General features: G+C 46.9%; 11 protein-coding genes. 2 read left to right on the forward strand and 9 right to left on the reverse strand.

Annotated elements, in window-relative coordinates; all coding sequences use genetic code 11:
• Window positions 1–57: 57 nt before the first annotated feature.
• The 9 genes from pelG to CLC91_RS08150 all read right to left on the reverse strand — a co-directional run bounded on the left by pelG (window position 58) and on the right by CLC91_RS08150 (window position 13,694).
• Window positions 58–1,425, reverse strand: coding sequence for an exopolysaccharide Pel transporter PelG (pelG, locus tag CLC91_RS08110; RefSeq protein WP_095498426.1), 1,368 nt, complete (start codon window positions 1,423–1,425; stop codon window positions 58–60).
• Entirely contained in the window at window positions 1,413–2,918 is a 1,506-nt protein-coding gene (pelF, locus tag CLC91_RS08115) for a GT4 family glycosyltransferase PelF (protein ID WP_095498427.1), read from the reverse strand. Before pelF ends, pelG begins: the two co-directional genes overlap by 13 nt.
• Window positions 2,905–3,885 carry a tetratricopeptide repeat protein gene (locus CLC91_RS08120; protein ID WP_095498428.1) on the reverse strand — a complete coding sequence of 327 codons (981 nt, stop codon included), beginning with the start codon at window positions 3,883–3,885 and terminating at the stop codon, window positions 2,905–2,907. The genes pelF and CLC91_RS08120 overlap by 14 nt, the downstream gene beginning before the upstream one ends.
• Entirely contained in the window at window positions 3,848–5,215 is a 1,368-nt protein-coding gene (locus tag CLC91_RS08125) for a GAF domain-containing protein (protein WP_095498429.1), read from the reverse strand. The genes CLC91_RS08120 and CLC91_RS08125 overlap by 38 nt, the downstream gene beginning before the upstream one ends.
• A 6-nt stretch (window positions 5,216–5,221) precedes the next feature.
• Window positions 5,222–5,731: a hypothetical protein gene (locus CLC91_RS08130; protein WP_095498430.1), complete on the reverse strand. Its 510-nt coding sequence runs from the start codon at window positions 5,729–5,731 to the stop codon at window positions 5,222–5,224.
• A gap of 13 nt (window positions 5,732–5,744) precedes the next feature.
• The gene (locus CLC91_RS08135; RefSeq protein WP_095498431.1) at window positions 5,745–9,233 is read right to left on the reverse strand and encodes a tetratricopeptide repeat protein; all 3,489 of its coding nucleotides are present in this window, start codon (window positions 9,231–9,233) and stop codon (window positions 5,745–5,747) included.
• A complete protein-coding gene (locus CLC91_RS08140; RefSeq protein ID WP_095500239.1) occupies window positions 9,230–11,989 on the reverse strand; it encodes an endo alpha-1,4 polygalactosaminidase in 2,760 nt (919 codons plus the stop codon). The genes CLC91_RS08135 and CLC91_RS08140 overlap by 4 nt, the downstream gene beginning before the upstream one ends.
• Before the next feature lie 180 nt (window positions 11,990–12,169).
• Window positions 12,170–12,481 (reverse strand): hypothetical protein, encoded by a 312-nt coding sequence (locus tag CLC91_RS08145; RefSeq protein ID WP_095498433.1) that lies wholly within the window; start codon window positions 12,479–12,481, stop codon window positions 12,170–12,172.
• Window positions 12,482–12,749: 268 nt separating this feature from the next.
• The gene (locus CLC91_RS08150; protein WP_095498434.1) at window positions 12,750–13,694 is read right to left on the reverse strand and encodes an endonuclease/exonuclease/phosphatase family protein; all 945 of its coding nucleotides are present in this window, start codon (window positions 13,692–13,694) and stop codon (window positions 12,750–12,752) included.
• Between the two features lie 232 nt (window positions 13,695–13,926).
• Between CLC91_RS08150 and pstS the strand changes: the two genes are divergently transcribed.
• Together pstS and pstC are read left to right on the forward strand one after the other, a co-directional pair.
• On the forward strand, window positions 13,927–14,976 hold the full coding sequence (gene pstS, locus CLC91_RS08155; RefSeq protein ID WP_095498435.1) for a phosphate ABC transporter substrate-binding protein PstS: 1,050 nt from the start codon (window positions 13,927–13,929) through the stop codon (window positions 14,974–14,976).
• 82 nt (window positions 14,977–15,058) lie between these two features.
• Complete coding sequence (pstC, locus tag CLC91_RS08160) at window positions 15,059–16,036, forward strand: phosphate ABC transporter permease subunit PstC (RefSeq protein WP_095498436.1); 978 nt, start codon at window positions 15,059–15,061, stop codon at window positions 16,034–16,036.

The following is a 16,036-nucleotide window of genomic DNA, read 5'->3' on the forward strand; positions in this document are numbered from 1 at the left end:
GCAAAGGCTTGCTGGCGTTTTTTGTAGCTGAATTTTACCCTTTAGCGCACCGGTACTCTAGCGCTGCAACATAAAGGTTTCGTATTCCAGTCTTAAGAACTGTCGATTAATCAATACAAGCCCGAGCAAGGTGCTGATTAACATGGATAGCGCAAAGCCGTATCCATAGAACTGCGGCCCTAGGAACACCGAAATGTACGACAAGACAAAGTTACATAGCGCCATAACAGCGATAAGCCCCAATGCTTGGTATCGTTTGTCCAAATAGAACATCACGTTCAAAATAGCCATCACCATGACCTGCAGCGACACCCCCACTAAATCCACGTAGAACAAATGCAGATAAGCCAGATCTATCTTCAACAGAATTAATATTTCATCGCTCCACAGCAATAGCAGGGCCAACGTCATTCCTTGAATTTTGAAAATTTGATACAAGCTGGTTTGACAATCCAACACCATTTTATCTTTCAGCAAAAAAATGGACCGCAAAGTCCCACCTTCACGCACCGTTTTAAAGAACTTTTCATATGAGGCTGCAAAGTCGGTTTCCATATGCAACATAAACACCGCCATCCCCGGAATAATGGCTAAGTAAGCGATAAAAATCGGTAAGTCATAGATGTAGGACGCTCGAAACATATCCACAACTTGAAAAGAAACCTGCGGGCTAAACCAAAAAACAAACTTATCAACCCAAACCCCTAAGTTATAAAGCAAACCGCATAAAGCCAACGAGTAGAAAGCCCGCTTGGGGTTTAGAAACTGAAACGTTATCAATGTGTTTGATGGGAAACTTCGTAACACGAAGAACAACAACACAAAAGTAATAAGCCCTTGGCTTGCTGCAAAAATAACCAACAGCCCCAGCAAACCGTGCGGCGGTAGCAGCCACGACGCCAACACCATGACCGTATACCCCCCAAGTAGGGTTAATACAATCCGATAATATTGTTTCATACCGCTGAGAAAAACGATAATCACCCACAGGTTGCACAGGGTTACAAAACCGCATAAAAGCGTCATTTTAATTGCAGGTGCGAGCTGTGATTGACTTAAAATGGCAATGCCCAACACAAGGCTGACCACCGAAACCGTAAGCATACAACCCAATAAATTGGGGGTTACGGCTCGTTCATCCTCGCAAAACAAACAATCCGAAATAAACCGAGTAAGCATCAGTTGGAAAAATCCACTTAATATCAGTGAACCGGCCATCATGTAGGTCACCAGTACTAAATATTGGATCACCATTTCGTTTGGAAAAATACGGCCAACACTCACAATACCAATAACCAACAAGGCTAAAATGGATAGCACCCATGGCCCTGAGCCCACGACCGCAGCCAAGCCATACGCTTCCACATAGGACAGTAAGGTGTTCTTTTTGAGAATTCGCCTTAGCTCAAAGCCTATTCCTGCCATGCAAGACGCTCCTCATATAATTGCTGGTAACGCTGATACATCATCGACTCTTGGTAATAGGCCTGAACTCGATTAAAGCCATTATCCCCCATCTCATGCCAGCGCTTATCGTCAGATAAAATCTTAAGTAACGCAGCGCTCGCCTGATTAGGATCGGCAATACTGATAGTGTAACCACACTCGCCAAGCTGCCTATCCTGCTCATCCATGCCTTCCAGTATTTCACGGCACGAACCAACATCGGTGGCAATGCAGGGCACCCCTGCAGCCATGGCTTCAAGCAGCACCAGCGGCTGTGCTTCACTGATGGAGGTCAACATGCACACACCGATTTTAGGCAGAATTTCTGCGACATTTTGCATGCCCAAAAACTTGACCTTATCGGTCAACCCTAAACTGCTGATCAAAAGCTCGCATTCTTTTACATAACCTGGATCTTCTTCCGTTGGACCAATGATCCAGCCTTCAAGATTCGGCTCCGCATTAACAGCAACACGTATGGAACGGATAAAGGTTTTAATGTCTTTAATGGGCACAACTCGCCCAATAAGGCCGGCCACTTTAGGAGGGCTTACGCTGCGCTCTTGATAAGCTTTAGTGAAGCGCTTCATATTAATGCCGTTAACAATAACCGAAGTTTTCTCCGGAGGTGCACCGTCTTGAATTTGCCGCAAGCGGTTACCGCCATACAACGCAACGATATCGTCGGCTTGATGGTAGGCAGAGCGCCCAAGTTGTTCAAAAAACTGAATCCAAGTTTGCCGTGTTTGCTCCATTTTTCGGTGCAAACTGGTGTCCAAAGCGCTTTGTCGATCTTTAATCCAAGTGGCTTGAGTTAAGTCGATTTTTCGCTCCTTGGTATAAATACCATGTTCCGTAAGAACGTATGGAACCTGTTGTTTTTGCTTCACTAAAGCGCCTAGAAAACCCGCGTAACCGGTAGAGATACTATGAAACAATCGGGCTTTAGGGATGCCTCGAGCCACTTTCGCCAATATGAAAAGTGGGCTGTAAATGTTTCTAAATGTCCAAAAATAGTCGACAAATGACTGGTTTTCAGCATTTTCCATGTACAAGTCAACCAGCACTTCCCAAGAATGTTCACTGTAGAGAAAATCGTCGTAACCGATGCCGTTTTTCTCCCCCAGTTTTTCCAGTAACCCTTGCAGCTGTTCACTTGATAACGTCGCCTCGGTCTTTTGAAAGTGACTTAATACCGACTTCCACAATGCGAATGCTGACTCATTACCCAGCCGTGGCTGAGGTGCAATGAGGCCCGTTTTGTCCATTAGAAAATGTTCTTCAATGCCGACAACATTATCGGGCAGTGTGTAGTGTTGCTTGGGGTAAAAGGACTTAGTCCCCCCAACAAAGACTAAGTAAAAATGAAACTGAGGCAGCCCGTTAATCAACTGATGAACCCAGCTAGAAACGCCGCCACGCACATAGGGGTACGTCCCCTCTAGCAGTAGGCAAATATCAATGGGCTTCACGGCGCCAATACTCCTTTAATTGAGCCAAAGCCGGACTCGAGCTGTCACTCAGGTTGGCCAACAAGTCTTGCGCTTTTGCGTACTGTCCTTGTGCAAAGGCAACTTCAGCCAAGTAAGGCTGTACTTGGCTTGCCAGCAGACCATTGTTTTGCGCGGCCTCTAGGTAGGTTTTAGCTTGCGAGTATTGTTGCAGTTGCAATAACACTCGACCCAGCTTTAATTGCGTTTGCGCGGAGTCTTTCAACGCTAACGATGCCAACAAGTACTGCCGAGCTTGTTCCAGATAATGCAACTGTAATGGCCCATCGGCAATTTCTAAATAACAAAGCTCCCAATACAAACTGGCCACTTGATAGTTCGCTTCTGCAGACTCTTTCTGTTCCAGTTTTTTAGTCAATGCATCTATTTTTTGGTTAATGCCGAATTCCATTTTTTCGATGGCGGCGTAGGCTAATAGGCGTACATCATCAACTTTGTCGGTAAGCGCTATTTTTAACAGCGGCATGGCCACTTTTTCAGGTAAATAACGGCATGCATTGACCGCGATCAAGCGACGCTCATCAGAAGGGTTAAACAACAAGATGTCTTTAAGGGCGCTGCTGCCGAACTGACTCCCCTCCAATGACTCAACGTGTTGCGGTAATTGAGGAAATTCACTGCGTATCCATAAAGGAGATTCGTCTTTTGATGGCAAATACAAGGCTACAATAAAGATTAAGGTTAATCCGAGCATTCCCACCAATGGCATACTAAAGGCAATCACGAAAATGAATGACATCGAAGTGTGCGCTGGCATCTTGTAGCGCATTGGCAACATCAGCCAGCATGCAGCGGTAAACGAAACCGCCGCTATAGCATGACTGCTGCCATAACTTATCCAGCCCAACAGGCTTAAGTGTTCAGCACTTAACAGATAAAGGCTCGCCGATTCAAACAACAGGGTTTGAAGAATTAACCAATTCCTCATTGTGAGCTCCTAGTTGTCTGAGTCGGCTATCGATTTCGTCATACTGTTCGGACACGACCAAGGGACCAATTACATCCATTTTTTCTGAAGAGTCTACTTTCACCCGCTCGATGGCGGTGCTGATCCGCTCTACATAATGATTAGCGGCATGCAAGGTGGTCATTGGCAACAATACGCACATGGCTTTTCGTCCATCGAGGCTCTCACACGACCAATAAATATCGGCATCTCGCTTAAAGTCCGTAATGCGATACAAATCCATCACTTGATCAATGGAGTTATCAAAGAAAATCACCAGTGCACTGTCTACGCCATACTTACGTTTGTACCACTTTTGATACTTGATGTACTGATAAAACATGTCTCCTTGAGACGGCTGAAGGATGGTGGTGAAGTATTCTTGACTTAATAAGTTACCGATATAACCCGCCAGTAACCCAATCAGTGCAATGTTGCTGTCGGTTAAGCCGATAAATTGTACTTTCTCAGCAACAATGACCCCCCGAGCGTTACCTTTAATGTCGGTTAGCGGGATCACTAATTGATACGCCAGTGAATGCTCTTCGGATTCAATAAAATCCGCCGGCGACACTACCGCTTTGGAAATTAACGCGTCTTGGAGCATGGCATCGTTGGGCTGCAGTTGATGGTCACTGCCAATGCTTGCAAGCGGCTTCGACTGTAATTTACCGTCACTGATTAAATAAAAACCAGCTTGATATAGGGTGACTACATCCGACATGACTTTAAGACTCTTTGCAGCGAGCTTTTCCATGTCTTCAGGGGTTTCCATGGACGCTTGCTGTTGCATTAAACGTATGCCAGTACGTAGACTCATTTGCTTACCCGCCGCTCGCTGTTCCAGTTGGTCGTGTGAAACCTTCAGCAAGTGATAATTTTGAGTAAAGCTCTTAAGCTTTTGTTCCATGAACCTAAAATTAAGCTCAAAACGCTCATTGACGGTATGCCAATGGTCACGAAATTCGCCCACCAGCATGGTCAGCACCGCGGTACCCACTGATACCGATATGCTTATGTTGATATGGGGCTGCATAACCCCGTTCCACACATTGGCCAGCAAAAGCAGCAATAAAAAACACATCATGCCTCTGCCGAAGCCATAACGCAGCGCGATAACTACCGGCCCAAGCATTGGCCAGTAAAAATAATCATGGCTGTTAGCGTAGGGAATGGAAGATTGGTAAACCCACGCAACCATGGCACAAATCGCCACCAACACCATTTCAAACCAAGCAAAAGTATGGCGGTCACTGCCTAAAATAAGCCGATAGAAAAAGGCGTTAAAACGACGGTTACCTAATTGCGCCATAATCGATTAGTTCCAGTCCAACGAGCTCAATAAACCTTCGATAGCATTCATGCCAATGTGCGATAAAGACTCTCGTCCCCAACCACTTTTAGAAATACTACCACGCCATAACTCAGCCCCTTGAGTGTCCGCCAGTGTTAAAGTAACTCCCACTGCCGGCTCGCCATCAAGGCCATATTTGTACTGCCACTCTTGAATAGAGCCGGCGACAACGTAACCCGTTGGTTGAGCCGCTAACCAAGTTTGCGCATCTTGCCAACGCTTTTGAGGTGTAAGGCTGGCTTCAATATCGTTTACCATGGTTTTCGGGTACATGACCACCTTCAGCCCCTCTTGCGCAAGCACAGATGCCAGCAGTTGCTCAGCTTGGGCTTGAGCCAAGGGCATATTCGACTGATTCGTCAATGGCATAACATACACGGTTTGATTGCTGTCTAGCTTGGGGCTTTCTCCCCCATATTGTGTTGCACAGGCGCTTAGCAATGACCATGCAATGGCGATAATTAATATTCTCACGTTATTTCCCCTGTTAAAAATCAATGAAGTAGCCAAAATTCCACACCAAGCTCTCTCGGTTGTTTTGATCCGCACTTTGCCAGCGGGTTTTGAAAAACAATTCATCGCCCCCGACGATTGGGATACCAACCCCTAAGCTCAAACCGTACCCAACGCGTCGGGTAATAAAATCGTATTCCACGCTGGTATCAAAATAATACCTTGGCGGTGTTGCATCTGGCCCAGGAACCCCAACATCACCGTGAACCAAGTGCTGACCTATGGTTAGCTTTCGATAGCGAGGTTGTAGAAACTGATCGGCGTTTGGGTTCAGGTTAGGCCCCAAATATTCACTGAGCCCGTACAATGGTTGCTCGCTAATACGGTTATTTTGATGATCGTATTGAGCGTATACCTGCCAACCCGGCTCACGGCTAAGTTGCTCGCTAATTCTCACCGAAGCCTTCAACTGAGAGCCTATTTCGTCGTCAAAGTCACTGCTAAAGCGTGCACTGGATAAACTGATAAGTGCCTGTTCATGACGTGTCGGCTGCCATGTAGCTATCCATTCAAGCCTATCTTCATGTCCTAGTAACGCCAAATTTTCACTTTGAGTCGTAGGCATTTGATGGCTCAGTTTTAGCTGATGACTGACTCGGGCACTTCCTTTTACGTCTACGCCAATAGATTGTCCAAACGTTGAGGTACCATGGCGCTGATACGCCATTAACTCGGCTTCAACCCGCTCAAACCAGCCCCAAGGCTGACCGCGCCAACTGACATGGTAGCGCTCTCCTTGGTAGTCATCGAGCAAATCAGTGGTGGGCGTCCCATGTTCAGCCAGTGCATCAAAATTAAACCAACCATCAAACAGCGGACGATAATAAGTCAGCTCCTCGGTGGCAACGCCCCAGGTTTGTTGTTGGGTGTGTTCAAAACGAATGCCATGGCTGTGTTCCGTGTGAATATCGGCCAAAAACCGTTGTAAAGGTGCAATTTGCTGCTTAGGTAACGACGGCGTTAGCGCCTGCTCTCCCATTTGCCAAGCGGCAAAGTTTTCCGACAGCAGATCTAACGCCGTAGCACGTTCAAAATCGCTGAGTTGAATAGAGTCTCGAGCTAAAACCTGCAGCGTTTGATAGTCTCGATTGGCAATGGCTATCGACATCACCACACTATCGCTTAAGTGAGCCTGTTCCAGCAATTGAAACGCTTGCCAATAACGATACTTCTGCAGCGTAAAATCCGAGCGCATGGTTAATCCATAGGCTATTGTTTGACCGTCCGCACCGGCGACAATCGCTTGGTCGTTGTTAAGCTGCACGTAACTCATTGAAGCAAACACAGCAACAAGAGAACGGTAGCTCAGTTGTCCTTGCGGCAGTTGCTTAAGTTCGTCACTAAAGCGACTAAACACTTCCCATCGTAACCGTTGAGCCAAGGCTTCATTGCCCTGCTGCTGAGCCACCAGCGACCAACTCAGTTTATCAGACACTCTTAATTTGTTAGCGCCAGCTAATAGTTGATACCAATGTTCCGCATGGGAAAACAACCCCAATTTAGAGGCCCCAAAGCCAAGCACTGGATAGAAGCTTATGTCTTGGCTGTGATTGGCAACCGCTTGCCAATAAAGTTTTTCCAGCCATTGTTGTTGGTCTAACTGGATGGCAATCCATAAGCTGCTTAGCAAGCTATCGCTGTCGTTTGGATAGCTCGCCAGTAATTGTTTGGCGATGGCTTGCGCCTGCGTTAACTGATTACGATAAATCTCAACTTGCAAACGCAGTCCTAGCGCTAATTGGCTATCATCTTGGCGGTGTGCTTCAAGGGCATTTGCCACTTGCTCCACCAACTGCGGATCTTGACTCACCAATCCATGGTTTAATAGATGACCCAAAACCACAAGGGAGCCGGTTTGCTGGTAACTGCTCCAAAGTACCGTTCGATCGGCAACATCGCTGACATCCATTAGTTCCACCAACCGAAATGGGTCGGCTTGTTGCGCATCGCTCTTGAGCAGTGCTAATTGAAAACGACGTTCTTGTTCGAGATTGCCACTGTACTGAGCAATGGCCTGCATTTCAGCGATTTGGCCTGGCGCTAACGACCCAACAGAATCGACTTGTTGGTGAACCTGCATGGCGTCGTGAGGTTGACCGAGATTAATAAAAGCATCGGCAAAATATTTCGCATCTTCAAAGACGAGTGGTTGCGTTGCCGGTTTAGCGTCCCACAGTTTAGCAATGGCACTGGCATCACCAACGAAGCCATGAAATCGAGCCAGTTGCGCCCAATATAAAGACGATTCAGGGAATAGTTCGTGTAAGGTCTGCAACCTTAACACCGTCGCTTTGGCGCCAAAGGCTTTATCGTTGTTATCGACCCATTGTAATTGTTGCGACTTTGACAATTCGTCTGCTAACGCTAACCCATAGGAAAAATCACTGAGAGCCTTGATATCGGCTATGGCACTGGCTTCATCGAAGGCGTCTCTCAAGCGTTGTGGGGTTGAGTTTATTGCAATTAACCGTTTGCTGTAATCCAGTGCGAGTGCTGTTTGTCCGCGCCAACGAGCAAAGTTGTGAAGCTTTTCTAAATGGGATTCTTGTGCATCTACGCTGGCTACTTTTTCCAACCAGTAGCGCGCGGCGATCGAGTCCCCAGCCATACTGCTTAGTTCACTGGCTTGCAGCCAATCCGCGACACGAGTGCTGCTATTGGCTTTCATGATTGCAAAATAGGCCGCTTGCTTTGGTTGATTCGCACTCAGAGAAAACGCCACCATAGCCTGCTCACATTGCGTTTGGCACAAGCCCTTTTGGCGTTGCTGTTGGTATAATGCAAAGCCCTTATCAAACTGAGATAACGCCTCATATAAGTTAAGTGTTTGTGCGAAGTTTTGCTGATTCGGTTGTTGCAGATACAGCTGGTATGCGTGCTCTACCGCTCGCCCAGGTAAATTTCCCTGTCGCGCGAGGTTAAGCAGTCGAGCATGATCTAAGCTGCTGGCGTGGTTGCGAATGTAGTAAGCGATATTAGGCCGGCCAATTTGCAGAGCGTAATTGCTAAACTGGTCGATATTCGCCGCCTCAACATCAGACGTTTTGCTGAGTAAATACTGCTCCAATCGCTGTCGAGCTGAAGCGTCTCCCGCCAATGTGAGGTTTAATAAAGTACTTGCATACAGTGAGTTGGCCGAGGTTTCCAAGTCAGTCCCGTCGAAACGCTCAATTGGGGTTAAGGTTCCTCGCGTGCTTTGATATTGGGCTAATCGGAAGTATTGGCGAGCCAAGCTGTAATCCAATTTAGCTGACGGTTGCTCGTGATCTTGCAGTACTTTTAAAAACGCAATGGCGATGTTGGGGTCTTGAGCCGAGTCCATCATGCGAATGAGTAAATCTCGGTTGGGTTGAAGCACCCACAATAAGCTCAGGGTCATCAACGCCAAGGTAAACAAACTGCCGCGATTGATAAGAACAATGCGTTTTCGTTTGCTGTGTAGATCAAACTTGGCCGACTTCACTGAAAGCCACCATGCTCAACCCCATCATCGCACTCAATGTTAAACGAAAAGACTCCGCTTGCTGGCGATTGAATTGAAACAAATCCCTCTTGTTGGCTAATAGTGAATGAAGGCCCTGTTAACGCAGCGATGGTGCAGTTTTGATGAGCGCTGAATGTCAACCTTAACGGCTGATGCGCAAGAATTTGAACCTGGGTGTGTTCGCTCTTATGCTGCCACTTTTCAACAATACCGTTAGCAAAGACTAAGAGCGGCCGCTTGAATGCGAGAGGCTGGCGTTGCGCTTGTAGTGAAAAACGAGCCCGATTGCTGGCAAGCGTCAGGTATTGACCATCGGGACCTGAGGCGATGCCGGCAATGCCGTTTGACTCGGCAGACAAACTTCCCAAATTGGCTACTCGCAAACTGCGCACGCCCGTAGACGCAACGTACCAATAATCATCAACAATACTCTTAGCAATACCGGTTTCATATAGCGATTGTGCTCTCGAGGCAAACTCACTGAGATAAAGCGGTGTAAATGGTTGTTGTTCGGCCCAGGTATAGACTTGTTTCAAAGCGCTTAGAGAACTTGGGTACTCACCAGAATACATGTGGTAATAGATGGCCACCGGTTTCATTCGCCGTGGGCTGCCTAGAATGTTAAAGGTTTCTATTGAGCGTACGTACCCTTCAAAATTCTCTCCCCACAAATTGGTGTACAAGTTTTCATTCATTACCGGCGCATAAACTTGAACACCACTGGGGTGCCAATTAAGGTGCGGATATACTTGTGACAACGACGGGTTGTCGTACACAACGTAGGTGTTGCCACCATTGACGTTGTATAACCCCAACGCTTTGGTTTTGTTGATGATGGCTTCGGTGGGGTTGGCTTCGCCTGTCCATAAAAACACCTTCACTTGCTTACCCGGTGGTGCTAGGCGTTGATTGATGTAGTTAACACTGCCACTGATTTCCCTATCATAATCCAATACATAACCAGGCACTGGCAGATGATCACCGTAGCGTTTTTCTTTAACGCTGGATTCTGTGTCCCAAAAAAACGGATGACTGAATGTGTGGGAGGCAATCTCTACGTTCTCGAGGCTAAAGATCTCTTTTGCTATCGCCTCGAGCGCTGCGCTTTGTTGTGGGTAGAGGCCGTCCTTAGAAATTTCTGCCTCAATAATTGAAACCGTATGGGGCAAGGAATAGCGCTTTAACACCTGCTCTAATATGGTTTCGCCGGCAAACGGTTTTCCCTTCATCCAAGAGCGAGATGGAAAACCATCTCCATCAATGTGAATGGTCACTACTCGACGGCCCGACTCGGTAGTAACATCAGCCACAGGAATTTCAGCCAACCCTAACAGCGGCATGAGAACGTCAAACGGGTCATGTAGCCAACGGGATGCTTGCCCTGCCACCTCTTGAATTGCTGTTGGCGATAAGATCCCACCGCCCCAAGGTGCTTTAAAGCTTGCGATTCCTTGTTGGCCATTAGCATCGATAAGTTGTGACATCACGGTAATGGACTCATCGCTCGCTTGATAACGATACGCCCCCTGCTTACCCGCAGACGGAGCCGGGTATAGCAATGACTTGCCCGCCTGTTGCAACTGTCCAACATATCGTCCCTGAGAAGACAGTCCTAACCGGTTTAACAGTTGTGTTTGTCTGGGCAGCTCGCCAATAAATACTGTGCTGATGTCCTCAAAAGTGGCGTCAATAAAATTGGCGACAAACGGCAAGCTAATGGACTGTGGTGGCAACCAATACACGATCGCTTGCACCATGGATAAATCAATAGAATCTAACGCTTGCTCATGTATATCTAGGCATTTGGGGACGTACCCTTGATATTCTATCAAACTGGATAAGTGGCGATGGCAAGAAGACAGCTGTTTCGAACGCAATTGTCCATCGTAGAAGCCGATGACGGTACGTGGAATCGGATAATGAATAGAGACGCCATACTCACTCAATAGCCCGTCGCTTATGTATGGCGTAAAACCGTCTTTGAGAATTTGCTGAGCCAGTGCAATACGCTCATCTTGGTTTTGCGGGGCATAGTCGATAACAATCGCTTCACTGCCGTTCGATTGCGCCTTAATAAGTTGATTTCGCAACCAACCGATATCAGCTTCGCTTTGCTGATAATAGCGGTTATTCGCCACATCGTAGCCATTGCGATACGACTCCGCTACCACAGCGGTTGGAACAAAGTCTATCCTATCTAACAATTGAAAGCCGCGATTAAAGAGTAGCTTAGGAGCAATGTGTTGCAGCTCCTCTAACAAGCTTATTAACGCAGATTCTTGACTGGAATACGCCGGCGGCGCGAGCGCTAACTGGTAACTGTCGAGTGTGTCCAGAAACAAACCGTGATAACCACTGGCCATGAGTTGTTGCGCTTGCTGGGTAAGGTGTTGGCGCCACATGTCATTTTCGGCGTTCATGATGCTTGCTTGCCAAGCTGGGTTTTCACCTAAGAGAGCGTCTTCTAACGCCGAGGGCAGCGTTCCTGATATTTCGCCAACGCTGAGGTAAACATAGACTTCTACCCCAGCTCTTTTCAGCTGGTTTAGTTGATCGGCTGACAAACTGTTGGCGTCAACAACGACTCGCTCAAAGCTTAATAGGTATTGAGTGGAATGTACCTTTGAATAATAGAAGGCGATCGAGCGCTCACTCGATTGCGATTTAGCGTCTGCAAACCAACTGATAAACGCAGCGAATACAAAGGTTACTAACGATATGAACTTGGTGTCCATTCCCCAACAATTCAGTACAACAAGGCAATCGTTTGAGTATACTGAGCAGCAGCGGTTAATGAAACGATTATTTTGCGCGAATCAGAGGTATTTTTTGGTACTGCGAACGTTTAAAACACTATTGAGGAAACCGGCCTGGCACCAGTTGGTGCCAGTGACGCCGTTTTGTTTGGCTAGCCTTTAAAGGATGTGATAGTAAATAATCACTGCGAACAATATGAGCCCCGCCAATGTTGCCAGTGATTTCTTAACAATCGACACTTCTTCGGAGATGCTCAGCAAAATGGTGTAAAAAGGCATACCGACAATAGCACCAATACCCCAACCGATAACCGCGCCCACCAATTGGTCAACGTGGTAACCTTCAATAGCAAAGAGAAAACAAAATCCGAAACCAATAACGCCGGCGAAGTATTTGAAAAAATCATTTACTCCTGCAGCCCGTTTAAAAGGCTGATTAAGCCCGGATGGATCATGAGAAAAGTCATTCATAATTTGATACTCCTAAGTAGATAACTTCAGACTACTCTCAGTTGGTGGCTTTACTGTGTGGTTTACTTGAGTGTTTGTGGAGTGTTTAAGCAGCATTTGTGACGCGTTTGTAAAGGGCAACGTTTGAAAGATGCTTTCTACAAATCAAACGTTAACTCAATCAGTTAGAAACTATTAACTTGCTCACGACCCAACGCTAAGACAAGTTTCGCGCATCACAACTTCAGAATATTTGTGATGCGCAACAAGTTAACAAGGCGTTTATCAATTAAAGCCTTAAATCGACACTCACAGGGCAATGATCACTGAGCATGTCTTCTTCTTTTAAATCTCCCTGAGCATAACCAAAGCCGTGGCTAAACGCCGAACCCTCAACGTATGCTTGAGCCACGTCAGAGCTTGCTAGGATATGATCAATCGGATTGGGATAACGCGGATGACAGCCCAAAATATCGGTGAGGTTTTCTACGCGATTGCCGGAGCCATTCAAACTGTGGATTTGTTGCCAAAGCACATTGCCATTGTTGGCCAGTTGATGATTAAAATCGCCCAACACGATAAACGGTGTCTTATTGTTTAAGCGCTGTTCCATCCAATTCTTTAAGAAGGGTGCTTGCAGCGCCAGTTGATGGCACGCGTATCGATCACTGGTAAGGTAATCAGCAACGAAACAACCGCTTTTCATGTGAACCGTCATCACTTCAACCGCTGGACTAAAGTCAGTAAGCGTGAGCACTACCCCATGACGCAGGCCATTGCCGTCTAATTCCAGCTCGGTAAGATTATCGGCGGATTGATAGGTGTAATTCACCCCTTTGCGAATCGCGAAACCAACTTTTTGTTGGGTTGAACGCTGCCCTGGATTGGCGTTGCAATCGTAGCTGCCAGTATCTGCTCGGCCAGAAAACGCAATATTCCATTCATTTGCAGGAAACACTCGCTGCATGGCTTGCGCATTATCCACTTCTTGTAACGCCACTACATCAGCATCAATGGTCTTAGCAAACGCTCTTAAGGTTTGGTAATCCGCCTCAGTGCGAGGTAAACAGCCTTGACCGTCAAATTGCGCTAGGTGTTCGATATTCCAAGTAGCGATACGCAGGGTGCTTTGTGGTTTGGAGGGAGCGCTAGCCTCTGGCGAATCGCTAGCGCAACCGCTGATAAGCATGCTTAATAAGCCACAACCGACAATCAAACTAACCAACTTCTTCATGATTTTCTCTTTGTTTTTATGTAAGTAGAGGCAGTATAAAGGCTTCTATCTGAAGCTAAAGCCCCTTGCAATGGCTTTGTTATCTACTTCAAATAAAAAAATTCGCCACATTTTTTCGCCTGTAATAAAACTGACATACAGGGTTAATAAGATGCCTATCGTCCAAGAGACAAACCAATAAAAACTCATTCATTTTAATGTGCAGCTATAAAAATTAGCTCGGAGAACTCTGATGAAACCGATCGGCATTTTGTTAGGCGCAGCTTTAACCGCCGCTCTATTTATTACTCCTTCACAAGCGAGTGCTGAAACCCGCCTACAAGGCTCTGGTGCAAGCTTTCCTTTCCCAATCTACTCTAAGTGGTTCCGCGACTACAGCCGAGCAACAGACGGCGTGCGGGTTGACTATCAGGCCAAAGGCAGCGGCGCTGGCATTAGTGACTTCACCAACCAAGTAGTGGATTTTGCGGGCTCTGATGCCGCTATGAATGACAGCGAGCTGGCAGCAGTTAACAACGGCGCAGTATTACTGCCAATTACCGCCGGTGAAATTGTATTAACTTACAATCTGCCAGGTGTTTCTAAATTGAAGTTGCCACGCGATGTTTACCCACTTATTTTTACCGGCGAGATCAGCAAATGGAATGATCCTCGCATTGTTGCAGCAAACCCTGGTGTTGATTTGCCTAACCGCAATATTACCGTCGTGGTGCGTTCAGACTCATCTGGTACAACCTATGTCTACACTGGCCACTTAGCTCGCATCAACAAGAGCTTTGAAGAAAAGGTGGGTCAAGGTAAAGCGCCACAATGGCCATCATCGAACCGTTTCGTTCGAGCGCCTAAAAACGATGGTATTACAGCTACCGTTAAACAAACTCCAGGCTCCATTGGTTACATTGAGTATGGCTACGCCAAATTAACCAAAATGCCAACCGTAGACTTGGAAAACGCGGCGGGTAACTTTGTTGAAGCGGGCGCTGAAACCGGTGCTGCAGCGCTTGCAAGTGCTGACTTTCCTCAAGGCAACCTACCTGGCTCAGACATCAAAGACCTTAGAGCCTGGGTATACGACCCAAGCGGCGCAGACGCTTACCCTATCGCCACATTTACCTGGTTGATTTTCCCAGAAACTCAAGACGCCAAAAAAGCTGCTGCGGCTCGTGACCTTGTTGAGTACATGTTGACAGAAGGCCAAAAGAGTGCCGATGCAATGGGCTACATTCCATTGCCGCAAAACGTTATTGAAATGGTGCGCTTAGAAGCGCAAAAAATTAAGTAACTGAAAACAGAAACTTAACTTTGACAGTAGCGTCGCTCGCGACGCTGCTGATTTTTGTTGATTAAGCGGTATAAAAAGCCTTATGGCAAAACGAAATCCTTTTAAAAAAATGGCGGATACTAGCGCCATATCTAAGCCTCCGTCTAAGCGTGAAGTACGCATAGATAAAGCGTTCCGTCGAGTTGCACTGTCTGCAGCGTGTATGGTTATCGCCTTGTTGGCATTTATTCTATTTGAAATTTTTATTGAAGCGGCTCCTTCCATCCAACGCCATGGATTTAGCTTCGTTACCGGTACCACTTGGGACAGCGTAAAAGGCGAATACGGTGTGTTACCTGAGATTTGGGGTACCTTATACAGCTCATTTTTAGCCTTGCTCATAGGCGGTGCCATTGGCATTACCATTGCCATATTCTTGACTCAAGACTTCATTGGTCGTCGTTTATCGGCCATTTTCAGAACCATTGTTGAGTTGTTAGCAGCCATTCCATCGGTGGTTTATGGCCTTTGGGGTATTTACGTACTGATTCCCATGATCCGCCCAGCGGCCAATTGGTTGCACGAAAATTTTGGTTTCATTCCAATTTTTGGCTCAGATTTAAGCGGCCCAGGCCTTGCACCCGCAGCGCTCGTGTTAGCCATTATGATTTTGCCTACCGTGGCCGCCTTATCCATTGATGCCTTTTCTCGGGTTCCTTACAAAGTTAAAGAAGCCGCATATGGCATGGGCACTACTCGTTGGGAAGCCATCTTAAAGGTTATGACACCCACCGCGTCATCGGGACTGTTAGCGGCCTTAGTGTTGGCATTTGGGCGCGCGCTTGGAGAAACCATGGCACTGGCCATGTTGATTGGTAACAGTAACCAAATCAGCTTGTCGTTATTCGCCCCTGCGAATACGCTGGCTTCGCTTCTGGCATCAAGCTTCCCTGAGGCCAGCCAAATAGAAGTACAAGCCCTGCTCTACGCCGCCTTGGTGTTATTACTGATAACGTTCATCGTCAACATCATAGGTCAAACCATTCAGACCATGGCCATGCGCAAGTTCGAGGGTAAATAA

This window comes from Paraferrimonas haliotis, from assembly GCF_002282895.1.
Lineage (GTDB): Bacteria > Pseudomonadota > Gammaproteobacteria > Enterobacterales > Shewanellaceae > Paraferrimonas > Paraferrimonas haliotis.